General features: G+C 40.9%; 13 protein-coding genes and 1 tRNA gene. 5 read left to right on the forward strand and 9 right to left on the reverse strand.

What is annotated here, in order from left to right:
• Positions 1 to 30: 30 nt before the first annotated feature.
• The 3 genes from ACIQZ2_RS01535 to ACIQZ2_RS01545 all read left to right on the forward strand — a co-directional run bounded on the left by ACIQZ2_RS01535 (position 31) and on the right by ACIQZ2_RS01545 (position 2,138).
• Positions 31 to 1,209, forward strand: a complete 1,179-nt coding sequence (locus ACIQZ2_RS01535; RefSeq protein WP_395767071.1) for an anhydro-N-acetylmuramic acid kinase — start codon at positions 31 to 33, stop codon at positions 1,207 to 1,209.
• Positions 1,210 to 1,337: 128 nt separating this feature from the next.
• The gene (locus tag ACIQZ2_RS01540) at positions 1,338 to 2,054 is read left to right on the forward strand and encodes an RluA family pseudouridine synthase (protein WP_395767072.1); all 717 of its coding nucleotides are present in this window, start codon (positions 1,338 to 1,340) and stop codon (positions 2,052 to 2,054) included.
• A 12-nt stretch (positions 2,055 to 2,066) separates the two neighbouring features.
• Positions 2,067 to 2,138: transfer RNA gene (locus ACIQZ2_RS01545), tRNA-Arg, on the forward strand.
• A gap of 125 nt (positions 2,139 to 2,263) precedes the next feature.
• Here ACIQZ2_RS01545 and ACIQZ2_RS01550 read toward each other — a convergent pair.
• The 3 genes from ACIQZ2_RS01550 to ACIQZ2_RS01560 form a co-directional block, all read right to left on the reverse strand.
• Positions 2,264 to 2,872 (reverse strand): hypothetical protein, encoded by a 609-nt coding sequence (locus tag ACIQZ2_RS01550; protein WP_395767073.1) that lies wholly within the window; start codon positions 2,870 to 2,872, stop codon positions 2,264 to 2,266.
• A 134-nt stretch (positions 2,873 to 3,006) separates the two neighbouring features.
• Positions 3,007 to 4,344, reverse strand: coding sequence for a hypothetical protein (locus ACIQZ2_RS01555; RefSeq protein ID WP_395767074.1), 1,338 nt, complete (start codon positions 4,342 to 4,344; stop codon positions 3,007 to 3,009).
• A 101-nt stretch (positions 4,345 to 4,445) separates the two neighbouring features.
• Entirely contained in the window at positions 4,446 to 6,767 is a 2,322-nt protein-coding gene (locus ACIQZ2_RS01560) for a hypothetical protein (protein WP_395767075.1), read from the reverse strand.
• Positions 6,768 to 6,888: 121 nt separating this feature from the next.
• Between ACIQZ2_RS01560 and ACIQZ2_RS01565 the strand changes: the two genes are divergently transcribed.
• Positions 6,889 to 7,758, forward strand: a complete 870-nt coding sequence (locus ACIQZ2_RS01565; protein WP_395767076.1) for a dienelactone hydrolase family protein — start codon at positions 6,889 to 6,891, stop codon at positions 7,756 to 7,758.
• A gap of 270 nt (positions 7,759 to 8,028) precedes the next feature.
• Here ACIQZ2_RS01565 and ACIQZ2_RS01570 read toward each other — a convergent pair whose 3' ends face one another.
• The 6 genes from ACIQZ2_RS01570 to ACIQZ2_RS01595 all read right to left on the reverse strand — a co-directional run bounded on the left by ACIQZ2_RS01570 (position 8,029) and on the right by ACIQZ2_RS01595 (position 15,257).
• Complete coding sequence (locus ACIQZ2_RS01570; protein WP_395767077.1) at positions 8,029 to 8,634, reverse strand: DNA-binding response regulator; 606 nt, start codon at positions 8,632 to 8,634, stop codon at positions 8,029 to 8,031.
• A 5-nt stretch (positions 8,635 to 8,639) separates the two neighbouring features.
• A complete protein-coding gene (locus ACIQZ2_RS01575; protein ID WP_395767078.1) occupies positions 8,640 to 10,562 on the reverse strand; it encodes a sensor histidine kinase in 1,923 nt (640 codons plus the stop codon).
• Positions 10,563 to 10,662: 100 nt separating this feature from the next.
• Positions 10,663 to 11,673 carry a LamG domain-containing protein gene (locus tag ACIQZ2_RS01580; protein ID WP_395767079.1) on the reverse strand — a complete coding sequence of 337 codons (1,011 nt, stop codon included), beginning with the start codon at positions 11,671 to 11,673 and terminating at the stop codon, positions 10,663 to 10,665.
• Positions 11,674 to 11,676: 3 nt separating this feature from the next.
• A complete protein-coding gene (locus tag ACIQZ2_RS01585) occupies positions 11,677 to 12,666 on the reverse strand; it encodes a hypothetical protein (RefSeq protein WP_395767080.1) in 990 nt (329 codons plus the stop codon).
• Between the two features lie 12 nt (positions 12,667 to 12,678).
• Positions 12,679 to 13,332, reverse strand: coding sequence for a hypothetical protein (locus tag ACIQZ2_RS01590; RefSeq protein ID WP_395767081.1), 654 nt, complete (start codon positions 13,330 to 13,332; stop codon positions 12,679 to 12,681).
• Between the two features lie 77 nt (positions 13,333 to 13,409).
• A complete protein-coding gene (locus ACIQZ2_RS01595; RefSeq protein ID WP_395767082.1) occupies positions 13,410 to 15,257 on the reverse strand; it encodes a glycoside hydrolase family 13 protein in 1,848 nt (615 codons plus the stop codon).
• A 269-nt stretch (positions 15,258 to 15,526) separates the two neighbouring features.
• Here ACIQZ2_RS01595 and glmS point away from each other — a divergent pair, with 269 nt between their 5' ends.
• Positions 15,527 to 17,362, forward strand: coding sequence for a glutamine--fructose-6-phosphate transaminase (isomerizing) (gene glmS / locus ACIQZ2_RS01600; RefSeq protein ID WP_395767083.1), 1,836 nt, complete (start codon positions 15,527 to 15,529; stop codon positions 17,360 to 17,362).
• Positions 17,363 to 17,395 lie beyond the last annotated feature (33 nt).

Below are 17,395 nucleotides of genomic sequence, written 5' to 3' on the forward strand. Positions count from 1 at the left end.
TGGCGAAGCTGAGGGGTTAAGCACAAAACTTTGAATCCACAAATCGAAAAACTTTATCGCATTGCGGAACAACCTACCCGAACGATTTTGGGCTTGATGTCCGGTACATCCTTGGATGGCTTGGATATGGCTTTATGTCGGTTTAGTGGACAAGGACTTGAAACAAAATGCGAGTTAATCCATTTCGATTCTGTGCCTTTTTCAACGGAATTCAAGGAATCAATTCGGGAGGTTTTTGCGAAAGAACATATCCATTTCCCAAGCCTAAGTACCTTGAATGTACAGATAGCCCGAACTCATGCCGCGATTATTTTAGACACATTAGCCCGCTGGGGAGTTAAACCCGCAGAAGTAGATGCTTTAGCTTCGCATGGACAAACGGTGATGCACCGACCAGATCGGACGGGAGGATTGCCGAATTCTACCTTACAAATAGGGGATGGTGATCATTTGGCACATTTAACAGGGATTATTACGCTATCGGATTTCCGACAGAAACACCTAGCGGCAGGAGGCGAAGGAGCCCCATTGGCAATGTTTGGTGATTATTTTCTTTTTACCAAACCAGAGGAGGAGCGTATTTTATTGAACATTGGGGGCATTGGTAATTTTACCTATTTGCCGGCAAATCAAGACCCTCAGGATATTTTGGTAACAGATACAGGTCCTGGAAATACCTTGATTGACGCATGGGTGCGGGCTCACTATCCAGGAAAGTCCTACGATGAAGATTCCCAAATCGCGCGTTCAGGTAAGGTTCATCCCGAATTTTTAAAAGCCTTATTGGCCTTGCCCTTTTTCCAAGAATCCTTCCCAAAAAGTACGGGGCCGGAATATTTTAACATCGGCCGAATTAGCGAAATAGCACCGGCGGGAATAAGTCCGGAAGATAGCATTGCGACACTCACCTATTTTACAGCGGAGAGTATTGCCTTAGCTATTCAACATTATACGGGTTTGGAAGATGGACAGGTATATGTGAGTGGTGGCGGCGCGCGTAATCCTTTGATGATGAAATATTTACAAACTTTGTTGCCTGGATTTACGATACAAGATTCTGAAGTTTTGGGAATCGAATCAGCGGCGAAAGAAGCGATTTTATTTGCTTTATTGGCCAATGAAACATTGACTGACCCGAATCCGGCACCTGATCGCCGTTTAGGTGATTCGCCTTGGATGACGATGGGGAAGATTAGTTTACCCAATTAAATTAGACGTTGGACGCTAGACGTTGGACGTTAGACGCTAAAAGTTGGACGTTAGACGCTAGACGTTGGACGTTGGAAAAAAGGTAAAAGATAGTACTCCGGACTAAAGACTAGCGACTAGTGACTTATATGAAATACAAATTACAAGATTACATCCTTTTTGAAAACGATGATTTCATTGTCATCAATAAGCCTTCGGGCATTGCGACTTTGGATGAGCGGAAGGATGATTATGCGCCTAGTATTTTGCGCATGGCGAAAGTATATTGGGAGGATGCGCAGGTGGGACATCGTTTGGACAAAGAAACAACGGGGGCTTTGGTGATTGCCAAAAACCCAGAGGCTTACCGACATATTTCCATGCAATTTGAGCATCGCGAAACGGCAAAACGCTATCATGCGGTGGTGGAAGGCATGCACGACTGGGATGGCATGTTGGTAAATTTACCTATTCTTCCCTTAAAAGATGGGAAAGTAATTATTGCTAGAACAAATGGTAAACATGCGGAGACTTGGTTTCGATCAATGCAGGTATTTAAGGGATATACTTTGGTAGAATGCATGCCCATCACGGGCCGCATGCACCAAATTCGCATTCACTTAACCTGTTTACAGGCACCCATTGTTGCAGATGAAATGTATGGCGGAAAGGACGTCTATCTGTCTGATTTGAAGCGTAATTTTCATCTTAAAAAAGATACAGAAGAACGACCGCTGATGCGACGTGTGGCGCTACACGCCCATAGTTTGACTTTTAAACTGATGGATGACAGCCTAGTTACCGTGGAAGCACCCTACCCAAAAGATTTTAATGTGCTGGTAAGACAATTGGAGAAGTATTCGTAAATTTGCAATCCTGGCTCCGTAGTTCAATGGATAGAATGTAGGTTTCCGGTACCTAAGATGCAGGTTCGATTCCTGCCGGGGCTACTCCATAAAAAAAAGACATTTCGAAAGAGATGTCTTTTTTGTTGTTTAAATAAAATCTAATTATGCTTTGTTTTATTCCAATATCTAAATTTATTTTTAAAATAAAATATGTTATTAATTTGTAATTAATAAGGTTCAAACCCTCGCTCAGGATACGCAGTATCCATAATCATTAAATATCTTTGACTATCCTTGTATATGTACATCCACACTTGGTGATAATTGTCTCCTTTTCTTTTCTCCCAAGTTCCAGAATATGTATTACCAGAGGTAGTAAATATAAATTTACCATCATCAAAAAATTCATATTTCTTCGAATAAGAATCACTATATAGCCATACGTGTCTATAATCAACAATCCAAAAGACAAAATTATTCCAATAATTCTTAGATTCAGTGCTGAGTCTCCAATCAGCTAATGCTTCTTTAACATACGCCATATTGTCGCTAAGATTATCAACAAGCCTATATCCTTTCCCTCCACAACGAGTACATTTAATTATCGGCCCAATAACAGATCTACTGTCTTTGCAAACTCTACATGGGACTTTGCGCCTATATTCAGCATTCCAATTTCTACAATTAGAACAAGTAACTTGTTCTCTAATTAATTTATGACCACTACAATAGTAGCATAATTCTTTTCTAAGATTATTACTACTCTGTGAATAAAGAGAACTAGTACCACACAAGAACACAAAAAAATGAATAAAACAAATAGTTAATCTTTTCATATTTGGTTGTTTATATATTTTCCAATTGAATTTAAAAACCCGTTAGCAAGGTTACAACAACTATCAAAACATAAGAAGATTAATGTGTTTTTCGAGTACATAACACAAAATAAGTGGGATCAACTGCAGCGTAATTAATCCAGGGCCTCCTTTTTCAATCCATATTTTACAAACCGCTTATCATCCTCATCTGCAATTCGAAAAACAGCTTCTTCAATCTGATAATGATCAGCAAAGTACTGATTCATCGCATTAATAAACTGAGCTCGGTACTGCCTTTGCGTATCAAAGGCTTTCTTTTCACAACCAAGTAAAATAGAGATTTCATCCGTACTGACTAAATAATCACCCCCATTCAACTTAAATAGCTCAATAAATTCTTTTCCCCCTGCTGGCAAATTGTTGATTGCGTCATATTTTGGCATCTTGTTCTTCTTCAATGAGAATCGATAATTAAACCAAACGCTGATGAATAATAATAAACCTAAAGCAATAGACAAATACTCGATGTTCGAAAACATGGGGTCTTTTGAATAGAAGCGGCCCACCAACTGAGAATTTTTCCTCAATTCATCCACTGACATCGAATCGATTTTATAATGATCTCCTGTGCTATTCTTATCATGCCGTTTAGACAAAATCTGATTCCCCCGTTCAAACAACACAGATTCCATCAAAAAAAATTGCTTTTTAGGCCCGATGTATTTGTAAATTTGATTTTCCTCAGGATCAACAAACAAGCCAATTTGAAGGTCATTAAAAAACATCAAATTGTTACGTAACACGAAATTTGCACTCGATTGACCTAGTTTTTTTAAAGCTCCTAAATCCACATTCCCCTTCTTTTCCCAAATACGACTCGACAAATCAAGCTCGTAATACCCTAAATGTGGAACCTGATATTCCCCTTGATGAAAGGCTTCAATGGCAATAACTTTTGTTTGACTTGGATTGATTGCCGCATGCAGACTCAATAAGCCCTCTGGAGCTTCTCCAAAGGTTTTAATTTGCTCCCACTCTTTATACTTGAAATCAAAAAAACTTAAAACATTATTGCTTCGCCAAAACCCCTCTCCTCCCAAACTAAACAAGGTATCATTCTTTACATATTGAAGTGCGAAAAAATTGTACCCGCGAAAAAAGGTCTGGTCCATTCTTTGTAAAACCTTCTTTGCTTTATCGAATTCATAAACCTGTCCAGTCCCTGGGATAGAAAAAATCATTCTTTTACTCCGTTCAAAGCTAAGAGGAGCACACGAGTTGGGAATATCAGCAAGATTAACCTGATCAAACTTTACTTCAAATTGTCTTTCCCAAGAACCATCAAACTTTTTTACCTCAAAAGTTTTTGTTTGCAAGTTAATTCGATTGAATATTCTGGCTTTATAATCCACCCATTCAAATGCGGTTAACGCAAAAGAAATGTGAAAGTTAAAAATCAAAAGCCCAACAATCCCAACTACTATTTTCATAAATTGAAATTAGAGATTTTAAAATTGCCCTACAATTAGGAATGAAATGTGGCCCATAAAAACATGTTTTATACATATCTACACATACTTATTTAAGCCCATTAATTTTTTAATAACCACACATCAAAAACTTTGGAATGTTGGCGCCAATTTAAATGTGACTCCTCGGGTTCATCAAACGTTACGTCAATTTTACCATCACTTACATACTGTGGGCTGAGCTGAAACTCCTTGAACTCCCCCATGCCTTTTTGATAGAGCGTTGGCGCAATGCGAACCCCATCTACGCGCAGTAAAGCCTCTCCATAACCTGAAATCCGAATGGAGTATTTGGCGTTGGGGTCTAGATCCACATACGTTAGTTTAGGAAAATTTTGATACAGTTGGGAGGATAGTCGGCGCCTACTTTTACCATTTTCCTCCCACAACACATCCGTTCCATCATCCGTACGAGTCGTCACTCGGGGACCTTTCGAGACATCTGATACGTTATCGTAAAAACTACCAATCCCCGGATTCTCCCAATTCGCAATCACCGCGATGCGTGCTAATTGGTCTTCCTCTTTGGGCATTTTTTTAATTTTTTCGAACTCATCGGCCAACCACCACCGGTTATTAAGTGGGTAATCAATAAAATCCAATATGGCCCCACGTTCAGCGCCACTAGCCCGATACTTCTCCACACTCGTCTGTAAACCAATGGAGGTAAATAATGCATCGCAATACGAGATGATTTTTTGACGTATTTCTGAATTTTCTAACGAATTATCTGCCTCATTAACCTTCGCAAGCGCCATTTCCATCGCTTTATTCACACCTATTTCGCTAGCTTTGGCTAAGATTAGATTCGCTTGTTGCTCCAATTTTTGCTCCCGGATTTTGCGCCGTTTTACGTAGGTATCGTAATAAGCGCGCAACAATAGCTGTTGCCAACGCCAATTATTCTTCAAGGTTGGATATTGTAATTCTAAATTAACCCAGTACGCAAAGGTTGTTTCAATACCCCCATTTTCCTCTACCGGACCAACCCAATTACGCTCCAAAGCCAAAATGCCATCAGCCACTTTCTCGGATACCTGTTGGCCAAAAAAGAATCGCGCATAATCAACTAACACCTCTCGTACCTCTTTTGAAGGATCTACCGATTTTTGGCTCCAAATCGCTTTATTGACATCATCGTGCACACCATCGGAATAAGTTATGGATCCATCTGTCAAATGCGCAAATCGCTGATGTATTTTCGCATAATATACTGGCTGAGGATTCGAAACTTCACGCCCTTCGGTGAGGGCAAATGCCTGATCCCAATTTTCGGTGGGATATTGGCAACGCACCGTATGCGTGATATCTGGGTAATGGCGGTGCTTGTATTGTTTGGGCAATCTAAATCGGGTGCTGGCCAGATCAGGGCTGCTGGGACCTGTGACAACTCCCGCAAGCCAGTTGGGCTGATACTTTTCCAAGTATTCGTAAAAATAATTAACCTCATCATCACTAAATCCTTGCAGAGAAACCCACATCCCCGCTGCAGGATGGGATAATTTCAATTCAGCTGCGATTGCTTGTAAGAAAGGCAACACATATTTCGGATGATTACTTCCTGGATCACCCCCTGGAAAAAAAACGCCATCGATCTTAGGGGTTCTCTTATAAAAATCAGCGTGCTTCATGACCTCCTGCTTAAACTTAGCTTCATCCGCTAAGTCCACAACAGCAGGTGTCCAAACCCAATAATCAAGCCCATAATTCGAACAGATTTGGCTTAATTTAACATTCATTTCCTCTCGAGATAATTTCATGTGAGGCCCCAGCGGGCTGTCCTCCATGGGAATATTTTCAATCGCATTCATTCCAAAAAGCGCTAAATCTCGAATGTATTGTTCATACTGCTTCGGATCCCAAGCATCCCATGAATTCGCCGTGTTTCGATAACCCAACTGGTGGCCACGAATCGTATGCAGCGGTGAAATAGCCACCTCGTATTTTTTATCAAGTAAAATTTTATTCTTTGACAAATGGGCTTTTCGAAAAAACTCCCCCATGGAATATAAAATACCCCTTTCATCCCCACCTATGAGCCATAAAATAGGCCTTTTCGTACGTATATCGATGGAGAGAGCATATCCCTCTTTGGCAAATGCGGGCGAATTTTTAGGAAATTGGGGCAACGGAATGCCATGTAAATCTTGATCTGTGGCAAACGCCAAAGCAATCACCGGCGTCATATCGGATTGATCTTGCACACGCAAATTAATCTCAGTCCGCTTTTTAATCTCCTCCTGAATTAGCCTGATATAAGTTTCTCTAAAAGGAGATTTTAATTCTTTTGTTACCAGTACATGCGCATTTGAAAAGTCAACTATCTGAGCTTGAGTCAAAAAAGCAAACGAAATAAAAAACAATGCTTGAATTAATTTTCTCATAGGTACCAATGTTATGGATTTGAAAAATTTTGTGCTAGTTGGCACAAACATGTAAACCCCGCCAATAAAATTTTATATTGCCAATCATTCCTGAAAAATAACATTTTAAATAAAATAACCGATGAAGTTAAATCAAGAAATCATCCAACTATTTGATGAATATACACACAAGCCTTTAACTAGAGTGGAATTTTTAAGCCGATTAACCAAATTAATCGGCGGTACAGCTGCATTAAGCACGATTTTACCCGCTTTGGAGGGTAGTTATGCGGCAAGTGCGCAAGTAGCCGAGGATGATAGCGACTTACTCATTTCATCCGCGGAGTTCCCTTCCTCCAATGGGATTATCAAAGGCTATTTAGCCCAACCCAAGCAGGCGAAAAAGCGCTTGGGCGCTGTTTTGGTTATACATGAAAACAGAGGCTTAACCCCACACATTAAAGATGTTACGAGGCGAATCGCCAAGGAGGGATTTATCGCATTAGGAATCGACGGCTTGAGTCAATTTGGTGGGACGCCTACCAATGAAGATGAGGGACGAACGTTGATTGGTAAATTAGATGCGAAACAAAACATCGAAAATATGCTGAGCGGCCTTGGCTACCTCAGATCTTTAAAAAATAGTAATCAAAAAACTGCTTGCATTGGATTTTGTTGGGGTGGTGGAGTCGTGAACGATTTGGCTGCAGCAGATCCTGCGTTAACTTTAGGCGTTCCTTATTACGGTCGGCAAATCGACGCCGCACTCGTGCCTAAAATTAAAGCCAAATTAATGCTTCATTATGCCGGTTTAGATGAACGTATCAATGCGGGTATTCCAGCTTATGAAAATGCGCTGAAAAGCAATCAAATAGATTATCAATTGTTCATTTATGAAGGGGCACAACATGCCTTTAATAATGACGCATCCCCAGCGCGCTATCAGAAAGAACCGGCCGATTTAGCGTGGAATAGAACAATAAATTTCTTCAAAAAGCATTTGACTGAATAATACCTTTTTTACAACTGCAGATTTACGCTACTTAAGTTGAAGCCGGGGTCGCGTCCGACTCGATTCCTTACAGGGCTAATCCATTAAAATAGGACATTTCGAAAGAGATGTCCTTTTTGTTTTCAGATAAAAAAATAAAGCCCCCACTATCCCTAGCAGAGGCTTCGCATAAAATTAAAGGTATTAGGGTTAGGTAATCGTGTTACGTAGTAGAACTAGGGTTATTACTTAAACAAAGTAACCACCTTAACGCGATACCCACAATGAGACCTAGGCCTCATTTTTATACCCAAAATGACTGAGGGCAAAGGAAAGTAAACTGTTGTTCTCTGTCGATAAGTTCAACTTCTTACTAATGTGATAGCGGTGATTTTTGACCGTCTTTTCAGATATGAACAAGAGATCGGCAATTTCCTTGCTCTTCTTGTTTTGTGCAATTAGCTCCAATATTTTTAATTCTGCCACCGTTAAATCAACTAACTTTTGCGTTTGCTCGTCCAGCGCTTCAATCTGATCAAAGGCCATTTCCACAGATACCCGTATCTGGTGATCACTCCAAGGTTTTAAAATATAATTGACCGGATGCGTCTTGCCCGCTAACTCGACCATTTTACGATCGCTAAAGGCCGTCAAATAAATGACGGCAAGCGCAGGCATTAAAGCTTGCACTTGTTTAACAAAATCTATTCCTGATTCCCCCTCCCCAATATTAATGTCACAAATGGCTAAGTGCGGTTGGAAAGCGGAGATCGCCCCCAAGGCCTTGCTAAATTCATGGGTAACCATACATGTATAACCCAAATTCTCCAGAATCTCTTTGATATCCAAGGCAACAATAATCTCATCTTCTAAAATCAAAATACGCTTTTGCTCCATAAATTTTACTTATTAAATGAAATTAAATGTTTGATTCCTCGACCTTGCTCCAGGCGATATATTGCTCCCATCTGCTCACTCAAAATACGAATAAGGCGCATTCCCAAATTTGACCTGCTTTTGATTTCTGATACAATTCCAGGTCCATTATCCTCAATTTCGACGACAATTTTTTGACCCATTTGTTGGATATCAATCCGTAAAAATCCTTGATCTACCTCAGTAAAAGCATATTTAAATGCATTGGATGCGATCTCATTGATGACCAATCCTAATGTACCTATTCGCTCAAAACGTAATTTGATTGTCTCGTCTATATGAAAATGTATTTCCACGGGTTTAATTTCGTCTTGCGTATACATTTGTTTCAAATGCTCCACCAAGGTCCTTACGTATTTATCTAGTTGGACATATTCCATTTCATCCGACTGAAATAGGTTGTTATGTACCAGCGCAATGGTCTGAATTCGATTCTGAAGTGCCATGATGAGATCAATGGATTCAATATTTTTACTGCGTCGCTTTTGGAGATTAAGCAGACTATAAATCACCTGTAAATTATTCTTAACTCTATGATGCAATTCCTTCAATAGCACGGCATTTCGTTCATGTTCCAAGGCCAATTGTATTTGATTTTGTTGCAACAAACCCTTTTGACGAAAATTGACAAATAATAAAACTGAACCAAAAAGGATTGTACCTAAAATAATGCTCAATAATTTAATTTTGAAATCCTGTAATTTAGAAGATTCTGAATAAACCTCCACATCGTGTTTGTCCTTTAAGGATTCCTCTCGGTGTTTGGCTAGTTCTAATTGTCCTAACAACAAAATGGATTTATTCCGATTAATATGCGTATTGATGGTATCTTGATAGGCTTGGAATGCTTGGCTGTAATAAAAAGCTGAATCATACTGTCGCACAGCGAAATAATAGTCTTTGTACGACTCTAACAGCATGCTGTTGGTGGGTTGGATAACCTTTTGTGCCATCATGAATCGTGCACGATCTAGCTGTTTTTTTGCATCAGCCCGCCGCTCATCATGTAAATAGGTGCGGGCAAGAAGTATCAATTTAACAATCTGATTATCTGGATTATCTGCACTGGATTTTATGTCAAAAAGCAACATGGGAATGACACGACGAAATTCACCTAACTGCATATTGCATTGTGCAATTTGACCGGTGAATAAACCCTCCCAATAGCGTAACTCCCGAGGCAAATAGATTTGCTTCGCCGCTTTTCGAACTTCTGCGACCTCACGATATCCTTGCTGATTAACTTCCCTAGCCTTTTTGTATTGCTTTAAATCAAAATAAAGCCAACCAAGACGCTGTAAATAAAACAGTCGGCGATAGTCACCTTTGGGCGGAACAGGTTGAAGCTGTAAAAAATCACGTAATGCATCCTCAAACAGCCCGCATTCCCGGTAGATTTCCCAAAAAGTCTTAACATACCCTAATTTAATGCGTAATCGCCGAATGGGGATAGCCTTTTCAAGCTCATTTTTTCCGCGATATTCTTCCTCTAATTTGATTAGCACATGAGGCCAATAATAAGAAGGCACTCGATTTCGATTTGCAAACAAGAACTCAAAGAAAGGTAAACCATGGGTAAATTTAGCTTGATTATGATAAACCATCGCGAGTGGAATCGCAGCCTTAACCATTAAATCTAAATCATTTTTTTTACGTGCCTCCCGCCATTGGTTTTCCAGAATTCGCTCTAAATCAGGAGCATTTCCTGAAGAAAAAAAACTACCATCTTCTCGAAAAATTCGATCCCAAGTATCCCACATGAATTTGGGATCTTGATAGCGTAAATCAAGGATGAATTTGGAAGGATTGTACGAATCTTCTGCCACACTTCGTACAGAAACAAGCAACAGAATACAGCATAAGGCCTTAAACAGGCGACTTACCTTCATTGAAATTTTGATTAGAACTAGTGCCCTTTCAGGTCTTAATATATCAACAAGATACTAGGTTATAATCAATTAACAAGGGAAGGCAATTTTATCTTGGGGATTACAATGAATGTAAAATGGTCGCCTCGTTTGCACTTAGCGCACGATTATAAATTCTTAATTCATCTACCGATCCACTGAAATACTCTTTGACGTCGTTGTTGGCAGCATTAACAACTCGGGCACCTATGGATAAAACACTGGGGTTCAAAAACAATGGACTTGCGGGATGATTCCAGTTGTTGACAAGGGCGCCATTGATATAAAAACGTTCATTTGCGCCATCATAAGTGATAACTAAATGCGTCCAACGACCCGTAAATATTGATCTGGTAATAGTAAAATCCAAATTCCAATGATAATGCATTAAACCGCCCGCAGGCAAGGTTTTTACGTAATTGCTTGCAGCAGAAGGACCTGAAGGACCATATCCCATAATGGTCATTTCACGATTCCAGACATCGGCTTTAAACCACACGGAAATCGAATAAGCTGAATTATTTGCTGGTAAATTCTTTGGCAACAACATGGTTAAAAAATTACTCGATCCATTAAAAGCAAATGCAGAATTTGATACGCCAAAACGTCCGGTCGTTTTTGTTGCTATTCCGTTTAAGTTATTTAATGAACTGGAATAATCGCGCGTATCCCCATTGAGCGGAAAATAAGTTACGAGTCCATTCGCCATGCCTGAACTATTCGCTGAGGTGATAAATTCGCGTTGGTTTCCATAGGTGAAAATCCCATTGATTCTTGCATAAGATCGGACAAAATACTTTTGGCCTGGAATTAAATCCACCAAAGTCATTTGGGCTGGGTTGACTCCCGGAGAAACTACCGCATCTGAAATGGTGGGATTGCTAGTCAATCCATAACATAAACCGCGCTCTTGAACGCTATATTGACTCGTCAGGTTAGTGATTGCTATCCCCGAAGTGGCTCGGGTATCTTGTATATTACTGACGGCATTCGTAGACACATCCACAAAATTGCCTTTCCCAAAAGGTATAGCGGGATCCTTTTCGCATGAAGAGAACAAAAAAACAACCCAAATAAACAAGCACCTTTTCATCCATTAAAAATTTAATCCGAATCCAATCCATACATCGGAAAAGGCTTTGGTATCCGCTGTTTTAAAAAGACCTAAATAATTAATTCCCGTGGCTATGTGCATCTTTTTAAACATTAAATTAAATCCACCTTCCAACTCCAGGCCTGATTGACTCGCAAAGGAATTCTTTGCCCAAATTTCACCTGTTTTCGTGCCGGTAAAACTAAACTCATCTGCCGCCCAATACAAGGCACGAGAACCATATCCCAGCCCCGCACGAACGTACAGAAATTCCTTAATGCCCAATAAAAATGAAGGGACTATCGATAAACGTGACGTCTTCACTTCGTTCGTAAATTTATAAATGGAATTAGCCCGAGAATAATTCGTGATTTGCGTATTTGAAGCAACATAAGTGGTAGAAGGTGAACCCGATAGCCCATACAATACACTTAAACTATAGCCATAACCACCATTGATTACACCAAAATTACTGGCAATGGTCAAATTCGATTGCTCACCACCAAGCGTAATGGGACTTATGCCAATGCTCGCAAACTTGAATGCTTGCTCAAATGGCTGAATAATTTGAATTGTCTTTCTTGGAGCCGCATCCACAACTTCCTTTTTAAGTACTTCCACTTGCTTGAATTCCCCTTTAGCCTGTAAAGTGGTAGGCGTAATTTCAAACACGTATTCTGATGGGGGGAGGTTTAATCCTTTGGTATCAATTTGGAAATAGTAATTAAATCCTGGCATTATGCCCTTTAAACTCAATCCATGAATGGATGATGTTTCCACTTGTTTTCGAGCCCCATTCGGATACTCTTGAACATATACTTTTAAATCTACCCCTTGTTTTAACTTACTATCCAAATCGAAATACACCTCAAATCGTTTGATTTCAGGCACATAGCCAACCTGTACATTGGAAACTTCCTGGGCATGTACGGATAATGCGCAACCAAAAAAGATGGTCGTATAAACCAAAAAAAATGTTCGTAGCTTAACCATGCATATCCTCTCTTATGGTCTTGGTACCACCACGCGCTCAGTACGAATGCGTGCGCCCAATACATTCACCTTTGCATCCGCGTTTTGCGTCCAAACACCCCACTTATTGTTAACTAAATATTTTGGACTAGCAAAGACATCAATATCTGGATTTTGATCTACCAATTGATAATTCATTTCATGCAATACATTTGCGACCGCCACATTTTTCCAAGTAAGGTTATTGGCAAAACCAGTTACAGGTAAGGCTAGTAAACACGCGACACCATAACTAAGCTTATAATCATCGAAATTTTTAGCGTTATCTTTTAGACCTACAAATGTTTGAACATAATATCCCGTTGACAAGGTTGTGGTAAGCAAGGTTAAAATTGGCAATATACGGGGAACACGACCTATGGTCACCCCATTCAAACGAAAGACAAAACCCGTTTTATTTCGAGCAGCGTTGGAACTTGTATACGGAATTCCAAAAATGGCATTTCCTGTCCCTGAAACTTCGGGTAATCGCTTGATATCGTACTCAGAAGAATTTCGGTTCAGCGAAATATCGGCAAAACCGCCCATACCGGTTTTGATTTGGTGGCTACAGCTCGAAAACCCAACTAATACGCTAAGTAGACTAAAAAAAAGTAGCGCGCGAGAGGATAGAAAAGATTTGTTCATAGAATAGAGGAAATGTTTACTTTCAAATGTAATCACTCTCCCTTATCGACTCAACTAATATTTATTTAACGGTCAAGCTATTCTTGTATCTCGTAAATCATGGCTGTTTTAGCTGGAATATCTAAGGTATTTCCCAATACCTGAGTTTTGTCATTCAACACGTCCATCAGGCGCGCACCCGGCTTCACTAATTCTGAATAATGGTCCATAGCCAATGATTTTGCGGTTGAATTCTTGTTCATAACCACCATCACTTTGCCCTTTTCTGAATGACGGAAATACACATAAACCCCATTTTCTGGACCGAAATGCGTCAACTTTCCTTCGTGAATCACAGCGTTATTTTTCCGCCAATTCAATAATTTTTTGAAGAAATCTTGTGTACTTTTCTCATCAGCTGATAAGCCCCGCTGCGTAACGGCATCTTTGGCATCGCCTGGCCAGCCGCCATAGAAATCACCCCGAATCTCCCCATGTTCATTGCTTTTGGGATTCGACATTAAAATTTCAGTACCATAGAAAATTTGCGGAATACCCCGCGTCGTTAGTAGGTACGTCATTCCCATTCGGAATAATGCCTGATCATGTTTCACTTGAGAATAGAACCGTGACATGTCGTGATTATCCCCAAACACCACCAAATTATCCGGATTCGAATAGATCAAATCATTTGATATCACCGAGTATATCTTGTTCAGGCCTTTCCCCCAATCTTGGTCATTCTCATTCATCGCTTCTGATACTGCACTTTGAAGAGGGAAATCCATTAATGCTGGCAATGATGATTTGAAGCCGTCCCGGTTTACCTTACCTCTTTGCCAGTACGAGGTAATGATTGGATTTGAAGACCAATCCTCTCCTACCATATTCAGATTTGGATACTCGGCTAATACCGCATCCGACCAGCTCGCCGCAAAATACTTATCCGAATACGGATAGGTATCTATTCGAATTCCGCCCAAATGCGCATATTCAATCCACCAAATCGTATTTTGTTTCAAGTAGTTTGCCATAAATGGATTCTTCTGATTCAAATCCGGCATCGCTGGAACAAACCAACCCTCCGACTGCATCTTCGCATCAAACTTCGAAACATGTGGATCTTGAACCGTTTCTCTGCGGTGGGTGGTAGAGACAAATTTGCCATCAAAATTGATCCAGTCCTTGAATGGAAAATCCTTCATCCACCAGTGTCCATCTCCACAGTGATTTAAAATTACATCCATGATGATTTTAATACCTTTTTGGCCTGCCTTCTCTGCTAACTCTTGATATTGTTTGTTGGTACCAAAACGTGGATCAATCGCATAATGATCCGTGATGGCGTAGCCGTGATAACTTTCTTTTGCCTGATCATTCGTTTGAACGGGCAAATTCCAAATGGCCGTAAATCCCATATCATGCAGGTATGGCAAACGGTCGATGATGCCTTTTAAATCCCCTCCATGCCGACCGTACATCTCGTTTCTTGCGGGATTTGGCTCCCGAAATCCAGGTGCCGCATCGTTGCTTGGATCTCCATTCGCAAAACGATCTGGCGTGATCAGGTAAATGACATCTTTGGTTGTATATGAGGGCCGATTCGCGGAATTCGGTATGCGCGCTTCGAGTTTGTAATCGATGTGGTGGATGATTTTATTGCCTTTTTTAATGTCAATCGGGTATGTCCCCGCCAGCGCGTTTTCCGCTATCTCGCAGTCAACGAAAAGGTAATTAGGGCTGTCGGCATTGTTAACTTTTAGGATCTTTAAACCAGGTTTATTGGCGATGACCTCGCTACCTTTTAAGTCCTTTCCGTGGATTAGAAGCTGTAATTTAGGGTTTTTCATGCCCACCCACCAGTTCAGTGGTTCTACACGTAAATCTTGTGCTTGAAGGGATTGTAAGCTTAGTGCCGTAAATAGGAATAATATAAGTTTCTTCATGATTCTGGAAGGTTTTGTTCAGGTTGTCGGGGTCAGGACCCCAACAACCTGTGACTTAAAATTAGGTTAAATAGCTCAAAAAAGCGTCTAAAATGGGCTAAAAATGTGAAAATAATCAGGTTTTAGGTAGTTTAACTGGCGAAATAGTGCTTCTTTGCGTAACGCTGCCGGGGTCTGAAGACCCCGGCAGCGTTTACCGTCCTATCTTGCTTTTCCAGCGATATTTCAAGATATTTGTAGCTCAAATTCGCCTAAAAACAATCAATCCTATGTGTGGAATCGTCGCCTACATCGGCTCGCAAGCCGCTTACCCCATCATTTTAAAAGGTCTTAAGCGTTTGGAATACCGTGGTTACGACAGCGCAGGCATAGCTTTATATGGCAAAGCAATCACTAATTTCAAGAAAAAAGGGCGCGTTGCAGAGCTAGAAGCTTGGACAGACGACATTACCAAAACCGCTACCGTGGGCATCGGACATACCCGCTGGGCTACGCATGGCGAGCCATCCGATGTCAACGCGCACCCACATAAATCGAATTCAGGCAGGTTGACTTTGGTACATAATGGCATCATTGAAAATTATGCATCTCTGAAACAAGAACTCATCCAAAAAGGCTACACCTTCGAAAGTGCTACGGATACCGAGGTTTTGGTGAATTTCATTGAGGAAATCCAAAAGAGCAATGACTACTCCTTGGAAGAAGCGATGCGCATCGCATTGAAGCGCGTGGTAGGCGCCTATGTCATTATCGTCATGGAAGATGGCTTCCCGAACCGACTAATTGCGGCGCGTAAAGGAAGTCCACTGGTGATCGGTGTGGGTGATGGTGAACACTTTTTAGCATCTGATGCCTCCCCGATTATCGAATATACCAAAAAGGTTATTTACGTAAATGACTACGAGTTGGCGATTATTTCCGAAGATGAAATCATCTTGAAAAACCTGGGAAATGAGCCCATTACTCCTTACATCCAACAATTGGACATGGAATTAGCCCAAATCGAAAAGGGTGGTTTTGACCATTTTATGTTGAAGGAGATTTTTGACCAACCAGCCTCCTTAACGGATTGTTTGCGTGGCCGTTTGGACAGTGAGAAAATGACGCTGACCTTAGCGGGTGTAGAACAACATTTATCGGTTTTTGCACAGGCTAAACGCATCGTGATCGTGGCTTGTGGAACAAGTTGGCATGCCGGCCTCGTTGCTGAATACATGATTGAGACCCTTTGCCGCATTCCGGTGGAGGTGGAATATGCTTCTGAATTCCGTTACCGCAATCCTGTGATTGGACCAGGTGACATTATTATAGCCATTTCGCAAAGTGGCGAAACGGCGGATACGCTGGTGGCGATTGAACGTGCAAAGGAACAGGGCGCTTTTATTTTTGGTGTAGTAAATGCGGTGGGATCGTCGATAGCACGTCTCTCTCACGCAGGTGCCTATACGCATGCCGGACCGGAGATTGGGGTGGCGAGTACCAAAGCATTTACGGCCCAACTGACTGTTTTGGCGATGATGGCGATGAAAATAGGCAAGGCCAAAGGGACATTAGCCACGGCAGAATATGATCGTTTACTTGCTGAACTGGCTTTGATACCAGAAAAAGTTAAAACCACGCTAGCCACACATGAAAAAATCAAAGAGGTCGCGAAACAGTATGCAGATGCACGCGATTTCTTGTTTTTGGGTCGTGGGTATAATTTCCCAGTGGCTTTAGAAGGTGCTTTGAAGTTGAAAGAAATATCCTATATCCATGCAGAAGGCTATCCAGCAGCGGAGATGAAACACGGACCGATAGCCTTGGTAGATGAAAACCTACCGGTTTTATTCATCGCTACTAAAGATGCGTATTACGAGAAAATCGTTTCCAATATTCAAGAAATTAAAGCCCGCAAAGGCATGGTAATCGCCGTGATTTCAGCAGGCGATACCTTGATTCGTGACATGGCCGACCATGTGATGGTCGTACCCGAAGTGGATGAATTATTGGCCCCGCTACTTAGTGTTTTACCGACTCAATTATTATCCTATTACATTGGAGTATTACGTGGCTTGGATGTGGACAAACCGAGGAATTTGGCTAAATCCGTTACGGTGGAGTAGTCACCAAAATTCAGGTGATAAGCGATCGATTTA

The sequence above is a fragment of the Aquirufa sp. genome (assembly GCF_044342065.1).
Taxonomy (GTDB): Bacteria; Bacteroidota; Bacteroidia; order Cytophagales; family Spirosomataceae; genus Aquirufa.

Excerpts from the sequence above, each read along its gene's own strand:
- ACIQZ2_RS01580 (WP_395767079.1), bottom strand. The coding sequence starts at position 11,673 with ATGAAAAGGTGCTTGTTTATTTGGGTTGTTTTTTTGTTCTCTTCATGC.
- ACIQZ2_RS01585 (WP_395767080.1), bottom strand. The coding sequence starts at position 12,666 with ATGGTTAAGCTACGAACATTTTTTTTGGTTTATACGACCATCTTTTTT.
- ACIQZ2_RS01595 (WP_395767082.1), bottom strand. The coding sequence starts at position 15,257 with ATGAAGAAACTTATATTATTCCTATTTACGGCACTAAGCTTACAATCC.
- ACIQZ2_RS01590 (WP_395767081.1), bottom strand. The coding sequence starts at position 13,332 with ATGAACAAATCTTTTCTATCCTCTCGCGCGCTACTTTTTTTTAGTCTA.
- ACIQZ2_RS01540 (WP_395767072.1), top strand. The coding sequence starts at position 1,338 with ATGAAATACAAATTACAAGATTACATCCTTTTTGAAAACGATGATTTC.
- ACIQZ2_RS01555 (WP_395767074.1), bottom strand. The coding sequence starts at position 4,344 with ATGAAAATAGTAGTTGGGATTGTTGGGCTTTTGATTTTTAACTTTCAC.
- ACIQZ2_RS01570 (WP_395767077.1), bottom strand. The coding sequence starts at position 8,634 with ATGGAGCAAAAGCGTATTTTGATTTTAGAAGATGAGATTATTGTTGCC.
- ACIQZ2_RS01560 (WP_395767075.1), bottom strand. The coding sequence starts at position 6,767 with ATGAGAAAATTAATTCAAGCATTGTTTTTTATTTCGTTTGCTTTTTTG.
- ACIQZ2_RS01575 (WP_395767078.1), bottom strand. The coding sequence starts at position 10,562 with ATGAAGGTAAGTCGCCTGTTTAAGGCCTTATGCTGTATTCTGTTGCTT.
- ACIQZ2_RS01565 (WP_395767076.1), top strand. The coding sequence starts at position 6,889 with ATGAAGTTAAATCAAGAAATCATCCAACTATTTGATGAATATACACAC.
- glmS (WP_395767083.1), top strand. The coding sequence starts at position 15,527 with ATGTGTGGAATCGTCGCCTACATCGGCTCGCAAGCCGCTTACCCCATC.
- ACIQZ2_RS01550 (WP_395767073.1), bottom strand. The coding sequence starts at position 2,872 with ATGAAAAGATTAACTATTTGTTTTATTCATTTTTTTGTGTTCTTGTGT.